Annotated in this window: 13 protein-coding genes and 1 tRNA gene; 6 read left to right on the top strand and 8 right to left on the bottom strand. The window is 66.2% G+C overall.

All coding sequences use genetic code 11. The annotated features are described in order from the left end of the window. Nucleotides 1-19: 19 nt before the first annotated feature. Nucleotides 20-1,243 (bottom strand): CAP domain-containing protein, encoded by a 1,224-nt coding sequence (locus OCW50_RS33175; protein ID WP_315974396.1) that lies wholly within the window; start codon nucleotides 1,241-1,243, stop codon nucleotides 20-22. Between the two features lie 278 nt (nucleotides 1,244-1,521). Between OCW50_RS33175 and OCW50_RS04920 the strand changes: the two genes are divergently transcribed. Further along, nucleotides 1,522-2,742, top strand: coding sequence for an MFS transporter (locus OCW50_RS04920; protein ID WP_262269621.1), 1,221 nt, complete (start codon nucleotides 1,522-1,524; stop codon nucleotides 2,740-2,742). 334 nt (nucleotides 2,743-3,076) lie between these two features. Here OCW50_RS04920 and OCW50_RS04915 read toward each other — a convergent pair whose 3' ends face one another. The 4 genes from OCW50_RS04915 to OCW50_RS04900 all read right to left on the bottom strand — a co-directional run bounded on the left by OCW50_RS04915 (nucleotide 3,077) and on the right by OCW50_RS04900 (nucleotide 7,169). Beyond that, nucleotides 3,077-3,838: an isocitrate lyase/PEP mutase family protein gene (locus OCW50_RS04915; RefSeq protein ID WP_262296636.1), complete on the bottom strand. Its 762-nt coding sequence runs from the start codon at nucleotides 3,836-3,838 to the stop codon at nucleotides 3,077-3,079. A gap of 4 nt (nucleotides 3,839-3,842) precedes the next feature. Beyond that, nucleotides 3,843-4,898 (bottom strand): bifunctional transcriptional activator/DNA repair enzyme AdaA, encoded by a 1,056-nt coding sequence (locus OCW50_RS04910; RefSeq protein ID WP_262296705.1) that lies wholly within the window; start codon nucleotides 4,896-4,898, stop codon nucleotides 3,843-3,845. Nucleotides 4,899-4,980: 82 nt separating this feature from the next. Next, nucleotides 4,981-6,309 carry a cytochrome c peroxidase gene (locus OCW50_RS04905; protein ID WP_262296635.1) on the bottom strand — a complete coding sequence of 443 codons (1,329 nt, stop codon included), beginning with the start codon at nucleotides 6,307-6,309 and terminating at the stop codon, nucleotides 4,981-4,983. 5 nt (nucleotides 6,310-6,314) lie between these two features. After that, the gene (locus OCW50_RS04900; RefSeq protein ID WP_262296634.1) at nucleotides 6,315-7,169 is read right to left on the bottom strand and encodes a 4-helix bundle domain-containing protein; all 855 of its coding nucleotides are present in this window, start codon (nucleotides 7,167-7,169) and stop codon (nucleotides 6,315-6,317) included. A 119-nt stretch (nucleotides 7,170-7,288) separates the two neighbouring features. Here OCW50_RS04900 and OCW50_RS04895 point away from each other — a divergent pair, with 119 nt between their 5' ends. Next, nucleotides 7,289-7,948: a Fe2+-dependent dioxygenase gene (locus tag OCW50_RS04895; RefSeq protein ID WP_262296633.1), complete on the top strand. Its 660-nt coding sequence runs from the start codon at nucleotides 7,289-7,291 to the stop codon at nucleotides 7,946-7,948. Between the two features lie 282 nt (nucleotides 7,949-8,230). On the opposite strand, the gene OCW50_RS04890 is transcribed toward OCW50_RS04895, so the two are convergent. Then, complete coding sequence (locus OCW50_RS04890; RefSeq protein ID WP_262269616.1) at nucleotides 8,231-8,851, bottom strand: TIGR02466 family protein; 621 nt, start codon at nucleotides 8,849-8,851, stop codon at nucleotides 8,231-8,233. Nucleotides 8,852-9,028: 177 nt separating this feature from the next. Between OCW50_RS04890 and OCW50_RS04885 the strand changes: the two genes are divergently transcribed. Next, the gene (locus OCW50_RS04885) at nucleotides 9,029-10,204 is read left to right on the top strand and encodes an adenylate/guanylate cyclase domain-containing protein (RefSeq protein ID WP_262269628.1); all 1,176 of its coding nucleotides are present in this window, start codon (nucleotides 9,029-9,031) and stop codon (nucleotides 10,202-10,204) included. On the opposite strand, the gene OCW50_RS04880 is transcribed toward OCW50_RS04885, so the two are convergent. Continuing rightward, nucleotides 10,192-11,178, bottom strand: coding sequence for a glutathione S-transferase family protein (locus tag OCW50_RS04880; protein WP_262296632.1), 987 nt, complete (start codon nucleotides 11,176-11,178; stop codon nucleotides 10,192-10,194). The two genes, OCW50_RS04885 and OCW50_RS04880, sit on opposite strands and share 13 nt — an antisense overlap. Nucleotides 11,179-11,492: 314 nt before the next feature. Here OCW50_RS04880 and OCW50_RS04875 point away from each other — a divergent pair. Beyond that, a tRNA-Ile gene (locus tag OCW50_RS04875) sits at nucleotides 11,493-11,568 on the top strand. A 199-nt stretch (nucleotides 11,569-11,767) separates the two neighbouring features. On the opposite strand, the gene OCW50_RS04870 is transcribed toward OCW50_RS04875, so the two are convergent. Beyond that, entirely contained in the window at nucleotides 11,768-12,385 is a 618-nt protein-coding gene (locus tag OCW50_RS04870) for a MarC family protein (protein ID WP_262269560.1), read from the bottom strand. A 173-nt stretch (nucleotides 12,386-12,558) separates the two neighbouring features. On the opposite strand from OCW50_RS04870, the gene OCW50_RS04865 reads away from it, so the two are divergent. Together OCW50_RS04865 and OCW50_RS04860 are read left to right on the top strand one after the other, a co-directional pair. Further along, a complete protein-coding gene (locus OCW50_RS04865) occupies nucleotides 12,559-13,623 on the top strand; it encodes a patatin-like phospholipase family protein (protein ID WP_262269559.1) in 1,065 nt (354 codons plus the stop codon). 284 nt (nucleotides 13,624-13,907) lie between these two features. Next, nucleotides 13,908-15,062, top strand: a complete 1,155-nt coding sequence (locus OCW50_RS04860; protein WP_262296631.1) for an efflux RND transporter periplasmic adaptor subunit — start codon at nucleotides 13,908-13,910, stop codon at nucleotides 15,060-15,062. Nucleotides 15,063-15,069 lie beyond the last annotated feature (7 nt).

Raw genomic sequence — 15,069 nt, 5'->3', positions numbered from 1 at the left:
TCGATGGAATGGCTCCCGCTCAGAACAGGAAGTCGGACGCGCCGATCAGCGCGAGCTTCACGTTGAGCAGGGTGATCGACTGGCCGTCGGCCTTGATCACCACGTCGTCGGCCCTGCCGTCGCTGTCGGCGTTGAAGCGGCTGATGGCGAGGTCCCGGAAGCTCAGATCGTTGCCGCGCAGGTCGATGTGGTCGTGGCCGTCCTGGAAATCGACGATCTTGTCCTTGCCCCACTGGCCCGAGAATCGGAACGTGTCCGCCTCGGCGCCGCCTTTGAGGATGTCGTTGCCGCTGCTGCCGTTCAGGGTGTCCCTGCCGCCCTCGCCATAGAGACGGTCGTTGCCGGCATTGCCCGTGAGCGCATCGTTCCCGATCCCGCCATAGAGCTTGTCGTTGCCGCCGCCGCCGGAGATCTTGTCATTGCCGCCGTCGCCCAGGATGGTGTCGGCCGCGGCCGTGCCCTTCAGGGTGTTGTTGCCCGAGGTGCCGCTGATCGTGGTCGAGGAGGGCGTGGGCGTCGTGCCCGTCGTGCCCGTCGCCGGATCCATGAGATCGAGCTTCACGTTCGAGGCGCCGATGGTCACCTGCCGGGTCACGGGGGCGAAGCCGCCGCCCGAGAAGGTGACTTCGTACGTGCCGGCCGCAAGCGCCAGGCCGTAGCCGCCGGCGCTTCCCGTGGTGGTGCTGTAATGGGCGCCGCCTGCGCCGACAGCGGTCACCGTGAGCCCGCCGAGACCTTCGCCGACGTCGTAGAAGCGGTCGCCGTCGCGGTCGTCGAAGCTGACGCCGGTGACGAACACGGACGGGCCGGACAGGGAGAAGTTCTCGGTCACGAAGGCTCCGTTCCATGACTGGTACGGGCCCGTGTCGAAGCCGATGCCGATCTCGCGAAACGTCCCGTTGAGGATGTTGGCCTTGTGCCCCGGGCTGTTCATCAGGTTCGTGTGCAACAGCTCCACCTCGTCCTGAAGACCTTCGGGAGCCCGGATGCTGGCCCAGGCGATGTTCTCCGCGGACGCCCAGGATCCGGTGAAGGCGTAGCCCGCCTGGGTCATGCGCTGGGTCGGGGTCGAGCCGCCCGATCCGGTATGGGAGAACGTGTCGGTGGCGATCATCCAACTGGTGTGCGCATCGGCCGATTCGTTGAGATCGCCGTTGAACGCGAGCGGCTGTGCCCCCGTCTTCGCCCGTTCCCGGTTCACCAGTTCGAGCATCAATTGCTCGTAGGACGTGGCTTGCGACATGAAAGACCCCTTGTTGCTTATGAATTTGGCCCGTGCCCGGGCGAATGCCTTGGGCCGGGGCTTAGGGGCCAAATGGGAAAAAGTTGTGGCTTGTCAGCAACATGGTTGTGCGGTGGGCCGATCGGGTCGGTTCAGGAGGAAACTTGCCCTACCGGGGTCGTAACCCTGACCTGCAGCATGAGAGGGAGATCGGGAATGCGATCTCGTCTATAGCAGACCCTGGAAACGCCTCAAGGCCGAGCTTCGCCGCAAGCTTGGCAGCATCACGAAGAACAACGATGACCAACCAGACGTCTGCCCTGTCTGCCGCGCCCCGGCCCGTGCCCGTGGAGCGCGTCGCCGTTCCGATCCTGGCGGCGATCAGCGTCTCGCACATGCTGAACGATCTGATCCAGTCGCTGCTGCCGGCGATCTACCCGATCCTGAAAAGCAGCTTTCATCTCGACTTCGGGCAGATCGGGCTTCTGACGCTCACATTCCAGCTCACGGCGTCGCTGCTCCAGCCCCTCGTGGGCAATTTCACGGATCGCCGGCCGCAGCCGTTCTCCCTCGTCCTGGGGATGGGCTTCACCCTGATCGGCCTGCTGACGCTCTCGCGGGCGGGCTCCTATCCGGTCCTGCTGCTGGCCGCCGCCCTCGTGGGCATGGGCTCCTCGGTCTTCCACCCGGAATCCTCCCGCGTGGCCCGGCTCGCGTCCGGCGGGCGGCATGGACTGGCGCAATCGGTGTTCCAGGTCGGCGGCAATGCCGGAACGGCGCTCGGGCCGCTGCTTGCCGCCTTCATCGTCGTCCCGTTCGGGCAGCCGAGCATCGCGTGGTTCTCCGTCGTGGCGCTCCTCGCCATGGTGATCCTGTTCGCCATCGGGCGGTGGTATCAGGCGAAGCTCGCCGACATGCGCGCCAGGCCCCGGGCGGCCGAGGCGGGATCGCTCGTCTCGCGGCGGCGCATCGCCGTCTCGCTGGCGATCCTGATCCTGCTGGTCTTCTCGAAGGATTTCTACGTCGCGAGCCTCACCAACTATTTCACCTTCTACCTGATCTCCAAGTTCCAGGTCTCCGTCCAGGACGCGCAGATCTATCTCTTCGTCTTCCTCGGCTCGCTCGCCGTCGGGACGGTTCTCGGCGGCGCCGTCGGCGACAGGATCGGGCGCCGCTACGTGATCTGGGGCTCGATCCTCGGCGTCCTGCCGTTCACCCTCGCCATGCCCTACGCCAACCTGTTCTGGACGGCGGTCCTGAGCGTCACCATCGGGCTCGTTCTGGCCTCGGCCTTCTCGTCGATCCTCGTCTACGCGACGGAGCTCGTGCCCGGACGCGTCGGCACCATCGCGGGCCTCTTCTTCGGCCTGTCCTTCGGCATGGCGGGCCTCGGCGCCGCGCTCCTGGGGCAGCTGGCCGATGCGACGAGCATCGAGACCGTCTACCGGGTCTGCTCGTTCCTGCCGGCCATCGGCCTCCTGGCCTATTTCCTGCCGAAGATCGAGAAGAAGCGCCTCTAGCGCATCGGACGGACCCAGAGGGCCGCGCCAGCGACCCGAAGGGCCACGCCAGTGAAAAGTGGACCCGGTTTTCGCTGGCGCGGCCCGCTGGGTCCGTCTCATCCGATGCGCCGGTCAAGAGAAGGAGCCTCGGATAAATCCTAAAAGGGGTGTCCACTTTTCACGTCCGAGGCTCTAACGTTTCGCCCATCGGGCGTCATGGCTCGCGACGTCGTCACCGGCCTCGTGCCGGTGATCCCCATGGGCAGAGCGTCGCGCTTTTCCGGATCGGGATGGCCGGGACGAGCCCGGCCACGACGGGAGAGGGCCCGAGCCTGTCGCCGGCCGCGCTCCCTCAGATCAGGGCGGCCCGCGCGGCCTCCTCCAGGGCTTTCATCGCCATGCGATAGGGGCCCGGTCCATGGCTGATGCGGGCGACGCCGAGCTCGGCGAGCCGCGCGGCCGCCGGGGTCCGCCCGCTCGCCATGATGTTCACCGGCAGGGTCGAGCCTTCGACGATGCGGGCGATCAGCCTCTCGTCGGCAAGGCCCGGCACGAAGAACCCGTCGGCACCGGCATCCGCATAGGCGCGGGCGCGGTCCAGAGCCGTTGCGACGAGGCCCTCGTGCTGATCCGCGGACGCGATCAGGAACACGTCCGTGCGCGCATTCAGAAAGGCCCGGACCCCGAGCCTGTCGGCCGCCGCCCTGGCGCCCTTGAGCCGGGCCGCCTGGTCGGCGGCGTCGCGCAGGGTCGATTCGCGGAACCCGTCCTCGAGATTGCAGCCGATGGCGCCGGCCCGCACGGCGCGGGCGACGTTCGCCCCGACCTCGTCGGGACCGTCCCCGTAGCCGCTCTCCAGATCGATGGTGACCGGCAGGTCGGATGCCGCCACGATGCGCTCCAGGTTGGCGATGGCGAGGTCGAACGGCATGTGCTCGCCGTCGTCGAAGCCGTGGGCTGCCGCGACCGACCAGCTCCCGGTGGCGAGCGCCTTCGCGCCGCTCACGGCCACCGCCTTGGCGCTGCCCGCGTCCCAGACGTTGAACAGGATGACCGGCTGTCCCCGAACGTGAAGAGCCTTGAACGTCGCCGCTTTGGTGATTTGATCCGCCATGTCCTTACCCCTTGGAGATCGTTGCCGTGATCCGTCGCTCGTGCTCGAGCAGCCATTGCTTGCGCCAGATCTTGCCGCCATAGCCGGTGAGCGAACCGTCGGCGCCGATCACGCGATGGCAGGGAACGACGATCGCCACCTGGTTGGCTCCGTTCGCCCGCGCCACCGCGCGGGGCGCGTCGGGTCGATCGATGAGCCTGGCGATCTCGCCGTAGCTGCGCGTGTGTCCGGCGGGAATCCGCCGCAGCGCCTCCCACACCGTGGTCTCGAACGGCGTGCCCTTCTGAGCGATCGGAACGGTGAAGGAAGCCGAGCGGCCGGCGAAATACGGCTCCAGCTGCCCGGCGAGCGCATCGAGCATCGGGTGCCGCCCGAAGGAGATCGGCCCGACGCGCCTGCGCAGCCGCGCGATCTCGGTCGGAAGCGCCTTGCGCTCGGCGAATTCGAGCAGGTGCACGCCCGCGTCGTCGGCCACGGCCAGCATGGCCCCGATGGGCGTGTCGATCCATTGCGCGGTCAGGATCTGCCGGGCCGGCATGCGGATCGGCGCATCGCCGATGAGCCGGCTGATCGCGTCGCGAAACCCGCTGCCGGATTCGTAGCCGGCATCGAGCTGGGCCTCCATCACCGAGCCTCCCTGCTGCAACGTGCTCACCGCGCGTCCGAGCCGCTGCGAGCGCGCATATTGCACGAACGTCACGCCGTATTCGCGCTGGAACGCGCGCCGCACGGTGGAAGGATCGTAGCCGAGAGCCCGCACGTCCTCGGCGCTCCACCGCCGCTCCGGTTCGGCCCTGATCCGGTCCCGCAAGGGGTCGAGCGCGCCGCTCGTCGGGCGCCTGAGGTCGAGGGGCCTGCAGCGCAGGCAGGGACGAAAGCCTGCGTCCTGGGCGGCATCCCGGCAGGAGAAGAACACCACGTTCTGGCGCTTCGGCTTCCGGGCCGGGCAGGTCAATCGGCAGAAGATCCCGGTCGTCTTCACGCCCACATAGGCGAACCCGTCATAGGACGGATCGCGGGCGATCAGGGCGGCAAAGAGAGTGTCGTCGTCGCGGAGCATGGGCATGACCCTGTTCTAGCGCAGCCTTCGGGGCCGTGTCGCCGGAAACGAGGCGTGTATTTCTCATTCCGTCGGCGCGTCCTCAGCGGGACTGGGCCACGTCCACGCTCAGGCGCATTTCCGGGTGGATGCCGCAGATCACGTCGTAATGGCCGGGCTGATCGAACCCGATCGTGACCGTATCGCCCGGGTTCTGGGCGTCGGAGCTGAAGCTCTTTCCCGGCCCGTCGAGGCGCACGTTGTGGACGCGGGTGTCGTCGTTGAGAATGCGCAGGGCCTCGCCCAGCTTCAGGAGGATGGCGCCCGGCGTGAAGCGCCGGTCCTTCTGGCTGACCGTGGAGGCCGGGACCGCATCGGCAACATCACCCAGGGTCATCGTCCGCGCCGGCAGGCTCGCCGGGCGGGGAGGGTCGTCGCTGGACAGGGTGTTGAGGAACGCGACGAGCTGCGCGCGTTCGCCCTCGCTGAGCGCGATCCGCCGTGGAATGTCGGCCGAGAGGGTGGGGCGCTGCACCACGTGCCCGGCATAATGATCGATCACATCCTCGAAGGTCGCCAGCGAGCCGTCGTGCATGTAGGGGGCCGACCAGACCCGCTCGCGCAGGCTCGGCGTCTTGAAGGCATGATCCGCCGCGCCGACGCGGAGAACGGGTCCGCGGCCCTTGTCCTCGCTCGCCAGGCCGATGTCGTGGAAGGCTTCATCGGTGAAGCGCCAGCCGTGGTGGCAGGCCACGCAGCCGGCTTTTCCGACGAACAGGGAGAAGCCCGCGAGCTCGTCGGGCTCCAGCGCCGCATCGTCACCCTTGACCCAGCGGTCGAACCGGGTTTCCGGCGAGACGAGCGTGCGCTGGAAAGCCGCCAAGGCCTTGGCCAGATTGGCCTGCGTGACCGCCGGATCATCCGGGAAAGCCTGCGCGAATCCCTGACGGATCTGCGGATCGGCGGACAGCGTGCGCAGGGCGGTCTGCAGGTTGCCGGCCATCTCGCGCTCGTTCTCGATGGGCACCATGGCCTGCGCCTCCAGGCTCGGAGCCCGGCCGTCCCAGAACAAGGACAGGCCCCAGGCCAAGTTCCAGAGAGGGGGCGTCCGCCGGTCGAGGGGCTGCCCGTCATGACCGACATGGCGGTCGACGCCGTCGGAGAAGGACAGCTCGGCCTGGTGGCAGCTCGCGCAGGCCACGTCGCCGGCGCCCGACAGGCGGGCATCCTCGAACAGCTTCGCGCCGAGCGCCACCTTCTCCGGGGTGGCCGGATTGCCGGCCGGGTTCGGCGCGTGGTCCGGACGCGCAAAGGCCTGCCGCCAATGGGCGATGTCGAGCGGAGCGGATGTGTCGGCCGCTCCGCCGACGAGGACCGCGAGCGCAAGGCCTGCGAATCCTCGGCCGGTCCTGGCGAAGCCTTTGCGCAGCATGAAGGTTAGTGGAAGTTTCCGAGCTGCAGCTCGAACTTCGAGACGTCGCTCAGGAACTGGCTGATATCCTTGACGGCCTGCTTGGGCGGCGTCACGGCCGGGAAGGTGGCCTTCAGGTCGTCGAGGCTCGCCTGCAGGGCCTTGGCGGCGTCGGCGCTCTTGGCCGAGGCGGCGGGCATGACCGTCCCCACGAGGCGATCCACCTCCAGCACGAAGCCCCGCGCATCCTGGTACTCGACCACGTTGGCGATGCGGCCCTTCTCGACCGCCTCCTCGTACTCGTCGGCGGCCTGCTGCAGAACCTCGAGAGCCGTTTCGAGCACGAAATAGGTGCCGTTCTCCTGCTTCGCCTTCACGGCCGTCTCGGCGGCGGCCAGACGCTCGTCGATGGCCGCGCGGGCGCGGGCGTAGGCGTCCTTGTTCTTCGCCTTCACGGTCTGGGACAGGGATTTCAGGGCCGCCTGGAAGGGGGCGATGTTGAAGGTCTTCAGCTGATCGCGGATGCTGCCGTAGATCTCTTCCTCCGGATGCAGGAAGTGGGGCAGGGCGTCGGCCCAGCGGCCCGCCTCGATCAGCTCCGCGCCGACCAGGAGATGGCCCCGGATCATCTCGATGCCGCGATAGACGTGGATGGGCGCCGGCAGCTGGGCGGCACCGCCGCCTTCGCCCTCTCCATCGCCGCCCGCCGTCGCGGCCGGTGCCGCGTGGCCTTGATGCTGAGCAAGCTGGAGCAGGGTCTGGTCGGCCTTGGCCTCGATCCCGGCCTGGGGCTGGACGTGCAGGGCCGTCGCCTGCGCGGCGGCCGGCGCAGCAGCCAGGACGGCGGAGCTCAGGCCCGCCCAGATCTTCCGTTTCTTCATGGTTTCCCCTCGGCGCGGCAGCGACTGCCGGCTAGTTTAGAACGACTAAAAACTGCGTGTCTTTACAAGGGCTTAGCTACCGAATATGGGGATTCCTGGCAAGCCCGAAGGTGCCCATCATGCTCATCACGATCGCGGACATCCTCCCTCCGGCCGACCTCGAGGAGGTTCGGGCCACTTTGGGCGCCATGCGTTTCGAGGACGGCCGCGCCACGGCCGGGTGGAGCGCGAGGCTCGTCAAGGACAACGAGCAGGCCCGTGAAGGCGCCGCGCTCACGCTGCTCCGGGACAAGGTCTCGACGGCAATCCTCGGCAACGAGGTCTTCAGCCTCGCCGTGCGCCCGAAAGTGCTGACGCCGCTGACCTTCGCTCGATACGGCGAGGGCAAGGCCTACGGGTCGCATGTGGACAATCCGCTGATGAACGGTCTTCGCACCGATGTGTCCTTCACGCTCTTCCTGGCCGATCCGGAATCCTATGATGGCGGAGAACTCGTGATCGAATCGGTCTCCGGCGAGGAGGAGGTGAAGCTGCCGGCCGGTCACCTCGTCGCCTATGATTCGACGAGCCTGCACCGGGTTGCGCCCGTCACCCGCGGCGAGCGGGTCGTGGCCGTGGGCTGGGCCCAGAGCTATGTGCGCGACAGCGCCCGGCGCGAGCTTCTGTTCGATCTGGAGACGGCCAAGCGCAGCCTCTTCGCCCAGTCCGGCAAGACGCCGGAATTCGACCTCCTGGCGAAGAGCAGCGCCAATCTGTTCCGGATGTGGGCGGAGGTCTGAGGGGCGGCCCGACGGGGATGTCCGAACCCTGACCCGGCGCTCGACCGGAAGGTCCCCACCGTCGTCATCACCGGCCATGAGGGTCAGAGCGCTTATGGACGGTCAGTGCGCCTGTCGACGGAGGCCACCCGACCGACCAAGTCCCGCGGACGAAAGCATCGGACGTGAAAAGTGGACCCGCTTTTGGGATCGATCCGATGCTCAATTCCTGAAGCGGCGCATCGTTCGGCCCTTCGGGTCGCTGACGCGGCCCTCTGGGTCCGCACGATGCGCTGACAGCCCCTACTGCCAGGAATAATTGAAGCTTACGCTGATGCGCTCGCTTTCGGCCTCGTTCAAGGGCACCTCGTGGCGCAGCCAGCTTTCCCAGAGCAGGACCGTCCCGGGGACCGGCTTCATATAGGCGAACTGCCGGTTCTCCGGACGCGCCTTGGCCTTGCGCGGCGGGGCGGCCATCATGAATCCGAGGCGCGGATCCTCGAGCTTGAGCGCGCTCGCGCCTTCCGGGATCGTCACGTAGTAGGTGCCGCTGATCACGGAATGCGGGTGGATGTGCGAGGTGTGGATGCCGCCGGGCGGGAGGATGTTGATCCACAGGCTGTCGAGCACGAGCTTGCGGCCCTGGAGATCGAATTCGAGCTCCTTGGCGAAGGCCGCCACGTGCTTGTCGAGGTCCTTCAGGAGCTCGCCGAAGACAGGCACCCGCCAGGGCAGGTCATTCAGGGACGCGTAGGACGTATAGCCCGGATAGCCGTGCTTGTCGCACCAGCGCTGGCCGGCCTCGTCGTCCTCGGCGATGGACAGGCAGGCCGCCTCCAGCTCCGCGTTGCGACGCTCGGACTTGGCGCCCGTCATCTCGGCGCGGTAGACTTTGGTGACGAAAAGCGGTTCGATGCTTGCCATGGCTTGGCTCTATTCCGGCGGCCGGCTTCTGTCAAAGCCATTGCCCTTTGGTGCCGGGGATCCCAGCTTTGATGATGGAAAGTTTTCCCGCGGCTTGAAGGATCCGCGGGGGCAACACACCTTGGCCATATGATGTCACCCTCGCTCCCTTCGATCTCCTCGGACGACCTGCTGACGATGGCGCGAAGCCTCGACGCCGAAAGCCTCGCGCGCGTCATCGCATTACGGGACTGGCTGATCACGGTCGCCGGCCAGATGGAGGATCCCAACGAGGTGCTGTCGGGCTTCCTCGACCGGCTGATCGAGCTCGGCCTGCCGATCGACCGGGCGGTCTCGGCCATCGAGACCCTGCATTCGGAATATGCCGGCATCGGGCGCTTCTGGACCCGGGAGGAGGGGACTGTGGTCCGCTACCTGCCCCATGGCGACCGCCGCGAGACCGTCTACCAGACGAGCCCCTTCGCCCACGTGAACCGGACGGGCCAGTGGCTCGTCCTGGATCTCGCGAACACCCCGGACGACCTGTTCCCGATCATCCCGGAGCTGAAGGAGGCGGGCTACCGCCACTACGTGACCATCCCGATCCGCTTCACCAACGGGGCCGAGAACGCGATCTCGTTCGCGACCCGGTCGGCGCAGGGATTCGGCACACGGGAGCTGACGATCCTGCGCATGGTCATCCCGTCCTTTGCCCTCGTGACCGAACTTCGCGCGACGAGCAACCGGCTCGACGAGGTGCTGCGCATCTATGTGGGCGACGATCCTCACAAGGCGATCCTGTCGGGCGCCATCCAGCGCGGGCAGGTGACGCGCATCCGCTCGGCCATCCTGTTCGCCGACATGCGCGACTACACGCATATCTCCTCGACCCTGAGCCCCGAGAGCGCGGTCGATCTCCTGAACAACTATTTCGACTGCCTCGTGCCGCCCATCGAGGACGAGGGTGGCGAGGTGCTGAAATATCTGGGCGACGGGCTTCTCGCCATCGTGCGGGACAAGGGCGACGATACGGGCGGGGCCGCGCAATCGGCGCTCACCGCGGCCACGAAGGCGCTGCGACGCATCGAGGCGGCCAACAACGAGGGCCGCTTCCCGGTGCCGATCAACGTGGGCTTCGCGCTCCACCACGGCGACGCCGCCTACGGCAATGTCGGATCGGGCCAGCGCCTGGATTTCACGGTGATCGGCCGCGACGTGAACCTCGCCAGCCGCATCGCCGAGCTGAACAAGAGCCTCGGCGAGCCGCTGCTCATGTCGAAGCCCTTCGTCGAGCATCTCTGGGGCAATCCTTCGCCCCTCGGAGCCCACGAGGTCGAAGGATTCGCCGAAGCGGTCGAGATCTACAAGCCTTGAGACTTCTCGCGACCGTGCGGCGCGTCGAGGTCGAGAATCGGTCCGGCCGGCACGATCCCTGCGGGATTGATGGTCCTGTGGCTCTCGTAGTAATGCCCCTTGATGTGCGCCATGTTCACCGTCCCGGCGATGCCGTCCGTCTGGTAGATGTCGCGCAGATAGCCCGAGAGGTTCGGGTAGTCGGCGATTCGGCGCAGGTTGCATTTGAAGTGCCCGACATAGACCGGGTCGAAGCGCACCAGGGTCGTGAACAGCCTGATGTCGGCCTCGGTCAGCCGGTCGCCGCAGAGATAGCGGCGGGAGGAGAGGCGCTCGTCGAGCCAGTCGAGGGTTTCGAAGAGCGGGCGCACGGCCTCCTCGTAGGCCTGCTGCGTGGTCGCGAAGCCCGCCTTGTAGACGCCGTTGTTGACATTGTCGTAGACGCGGGCGTTCAGGCTGTCGATCTCCTCCTTCCGGTCCAGCGGACAGTAGTCTCCCGGCGTGGCGCCGATCCCGTCGAAGGCCGCGTTCATCATGCGGATGATCTCGGCGGATTCGTTGTTCACGATCGTCCCGGTCGCCTTGTCCCAGAGCACCGGCACCGTGACGCGGCCGGTGTAGTCGGGCTGCGCGGCCGTGTAGACCTGATGGAGATAGCGCGCCTGACGGATCGGGTCCGGGATGACGCCGGGACCTTCCTCGAAGGTCCAGCCATGCTCGAGCATGCGCCAGTGCACGACGGAAAGGCCGATCATCCCCTCCAGGCCCTTGAGCCTGCGCATGATCAGGGTGCGATGGGCCCAGGGGCAGGCGAGCGACACGTACAGATGATAGCGTCCTGCCTCCGCCTTGAAGCCGCCGTCTCCGGTCGGACCCGGCGAGCCGTCGGCGGTGACCCAGTTGCGGAAGGCCGATGCCTTGCGCACGAAGCGTCCGCCGGTGCTCTTGGTGTCGTACCACTGGTCCTGCCAGACGCCGTCGATCAGCAGCCCCATCCTGTCCTCCCTGTCCTGTCCGGCCCGGGCGATCCGATTCGGCCATGAAAGCAGACAGATGGCCGAACCCGGCAGGGGTCAAGAGGGCTCCCGGTTTCAGAGCCGTCGAGGGGTCATGCGACAGCCGGCCCGGTCAGGCCCGCGCGAAACCGGCTTGACGGCTTTTGAGATGTATTACAGGAACATGATCGGTCCCGATCCGGGACCGCTCCTCCCGTCGGGACTTCGGGCCCGGACGAGAGCCACGCCTTCCGCCATGCAAGGGGTGACGGACGGCTTTCCTTCCCTTAGAGGTTCCCTTGCCTTCCTCGGAAGGGCCTGTAGCTCAATGGTTAGAGCCGGCCGCTCATAACGGTCTGGTTGCAGGTTCGAGTCCTGCCGGGCCCACCATCTCCTCGCCAAGGCTCCGCTTTTTCAACGGGTATCAGCCCGCGGTCCATGCCCTGGAGCATTTTCCGGTGAAGTGGATCCGGTTCACCGTCAGACGATGCGGCGAGGCCAAGAAGAGAGATGATTCCACGTGAGTGGAAGCAGCTCTAAAGCATCGGACCCAAAAGTGGACTTGCACGTTTGGGATCCATCCGATGCTCTAAGGGGCAAGGTTGAACGCCTGCTTGATGCCCAGGACGATCCCGTTCACGGCCACGCTGGCGAGAATGAGCCCCATGACCCGGCTGATGACGCTGGCGCCTGCGTCGCCGATGAACTTGATGATCCGAGACGCCATCAGCATGAGCGCCAGCGTGACGAGCAGGACGAGGGCCATCTGGGCGACCGTCTCGGCCTGTTCTGAGAGGTCGAACTTGCTGTTGTCCGTGAGCGATACGACCGCCAGCATGGCGCCCGGACCGGCGATGGAGGGGATGGCCAGCGGGTAGATCGAACGGTCCACATCCGAGGTGACGATATCTTTTTCTTCGGATTCCGCCTTCGGCTCTCCGAAAATCATCGTGAGGGCAAACAGGAAAAGAACGATGCTGCCGGCGATCTGGAAGGCGTCGAGATTGATGTCCATGGCCTGAAGCAGCACCTGTCCGGCCACCACGAAGAACAGGAGGACGAAGAAGGCCGCCACCGTGGCCCGCAGAGCCGTTCGCCGGGCGGTCGCGGCACTCATGCCGGCCGTGACGGCAAGAAACACCGGGAGGGTTCCGATCGGGTCGATGACGACCCACAGGGTGATCAGGTCGGTGAAGAACTGGCTCATCGGCACGCGTCCTCGATGGAGTCGAATCAGTAAAGCCCGCCCTGGTCACAAAGCCAAGCTCGTCGGAACCGCTCGTTGTCTCGTGAGTGCCGCGTCCTGCGATGGGCACCGCCGTCACTTGCGCTCCCGATCTCCCATCGTGGTAGTCTCCCGGTCGACGACAGGAGCATCCGATGACGGGTCGAGCGGAAAGCCACAAAAGCCCTGTGCGGGGGCTTCAGTGCCCCAATGCCGAGAAGTCGATATCGCTGGCGCTCCAGGGCGGCGGCGCGCACGGAGCCTTCACCTGGGGTGTGCTCGACTATCTTCTCGAGGACGGGCGTCTCACCATCGAGGCGATCACGGGGGCGAGCGCCGGCTCCATGAATGCCGTCGTGCTCTTCGAGGGATGGCTCGAAGGTGGACGGGACGGCGCCCGCGAGCAACTGCGCACGTTCTGGAAGCGGGTGAGCCTCGACGGCGTGCTCTCGCCGCTCCAGCGGTCCCTGTTCGACCGTCTGCTGAGCTACTGGAGCATGAACGAGTCCTCCCATCTCTGGTTCGATGCATGGTCCCGGGTCGCAAGCCCCTACGATCTCAATCCCCTCGACATCAATCCCCTGCGCGATGCCCTGACCAGCCTGATCGATTTCGAGCGGGTCAGGGCCTGCAAGGATGCGAAGCTGTTCATCGCAGCAACCAATGTCTGGTCCGGGAAGATCCGGATCTTCAAAGGCCCGGAACTGACCGTCGACCACGTGCTGGCCTCGGCCTGCCTGCCGATGATCTTCAGGGCCGTCGAGATCGACGGGGAGCCGTACTGGGATGGCGGCTATACGGGCAATCCGGCGCTTTTTCCGCTCTTCTACGAAACGATGTCGGACGACATCCTGCTGGTCCAGATCAATCCGATCGAACGCCGCTCGACCCCGCGGACCGTGCAGGAGATCCAGAATCGCCTGACCGAGGTCACCTTCAATGCCAACCTGCTGCAGCAGTTCAGGTCGATCGAGTTCGTGACCCGGCTCATCGACGAGGGCAAGCTTTCGACCAAGGACTACAAGCGGGTCTTCATGCACCGGATCCATGGAGGTGAAAAGCTCGACGAGTTCACCGCCGCGTCGCGGCTCAGCGCCCAATGGAGCTTCTTCAAGGAGCTGAAGGACCTCGGCAGAAGGGCCGCCCGCACATGGCTCTCCGACAATTACCGTCACATCGGGCAGAAAAGCACCCTCGACCTGCGCGACGCCTACACCTGACCACCTAGCCAAGCGGCTAGGTGGTCGCCGGTCTGGGGTGTTCCCACAATACGGTCTCGGTTCCTTTCGTTCGAATCTCACGAGGATGGTGTCGATCCACGTGGCGGAGGCAGGCTTCGCAATCCCGCCGTTTCGATGTTGCGCATCTTGTCAGGCGCGCAACGATGTCTAGTATTGCATCGCAACAAGAACAGAAGCTCTCCCGCGCGCCATCGCGTACAGGGCCATAAGCTGACATTCGGAAGTCCAGTGCTGCGTCGATAATGCCGCTCAGGAGGTTACGCATGCGCTTTCCTCGGTCCTTGGTTGTTTCCAGCGTTCTGTTGTCGTGGATCGCATCGGCGAACCTGGCCCTGGCTCAGGGCGGCCCCGCGCAGCCGCCCCCGCCGGTGACGGTCGCGAAACCCGTCGTGAAGGACATCGTCGAGCGGACCGACTTCATCGGACGGTTCGAGGCCACCGATCAGGTCGATATCAGGTCACGGGTGTCCGGGTACCTCGACAAGGTTCATTTCCAGGACGGCACCTTCGTCAAGGCCGGCGATCTCCTCTTCACCATCGATCCTCGTCCGTACCGCAACACGCTCGAGCAGGCGCAATCGGCCGTCACGTCCTCGCAGGTCCGCCTGGAATTCGCTCAGAGCGATCTGGACCGCGCCGAGCAGCTGCGCCGGACCGGCAACATCGCCGACCAGCTGTTCGACCAGCGGCGGCAAGCCTTTCTGACCGCGAAGGCCGAGCTGGACCGGGCCCAGGCGGCCCTGCGGCAGGCCCAGCTCGACGTGGAGTTCACTCAGATCAAGTCACCCCTGTCGGGACGCATTTCGCGCAAGCTCGTCTCCGAGGGGAACCTGGTCAACGCCAACGAGACGATCCTGACCAACGTCCTCTCGCTCGATCCGATCCAGTTCTACTTCGATGTGGACGAGCGTTCGTATCTTGCCTATTCACGCCAGGCGAAGGGCGGGACCAAGACATCCGCCAATGGCGAGACGAACGAGGTCGTGCTCACGCTGACGGACGAGCGCCTCGGACAGCGCAAGGGGCTGCTCGACTTCGTGGACAACAGGCTCGACGCGGCCAGCGGCACGATCCGCCTGCGCGCCGTGTTCGAGAACAAGGACATGTTCCTCACCCCCGGACTGTTCGGCCGCGTGACGGTCGGCGCATCCGATCCCTATCAGGGCATCCTCCTGCCCGACGAGGCCATCGGCAGCGACCAGGACCGGCGGGTGGTCTACGTGGTGGGCGAGAACAACATCGTCAATCTCAAGCCCGTGCGGATCGGTCCGCGGATCGACGGCTACCGGGTCATCCGTGACGGACTGACCGGCAATGAGACGGTGGTCGTGAACGGCCTCGTCCGGGTCCGGCCCGGCGCGCCGATCACGCCGCAGATGACGACCCTTCCCCCGGTCCGGGAACGAAACGGCAGCTGAACCTACG

The sequence above is a fragment of the Microvirga sesbaniae genome (assembly GCF_025460805.1).
In the GTDB taxonomy this organism is placed as follows: Bacteria; Pseudomonadota; Alphaproteobacteria; order Rhizobiales; family Beijerinckiaceae; genus Microvirga; species Microvirga sesbaniae.
The sequence above is the reverse complement of the archived record's forward strand: the minus strand, read 5'-3'. Positions and strand labels throughout refer to the sequence as shown.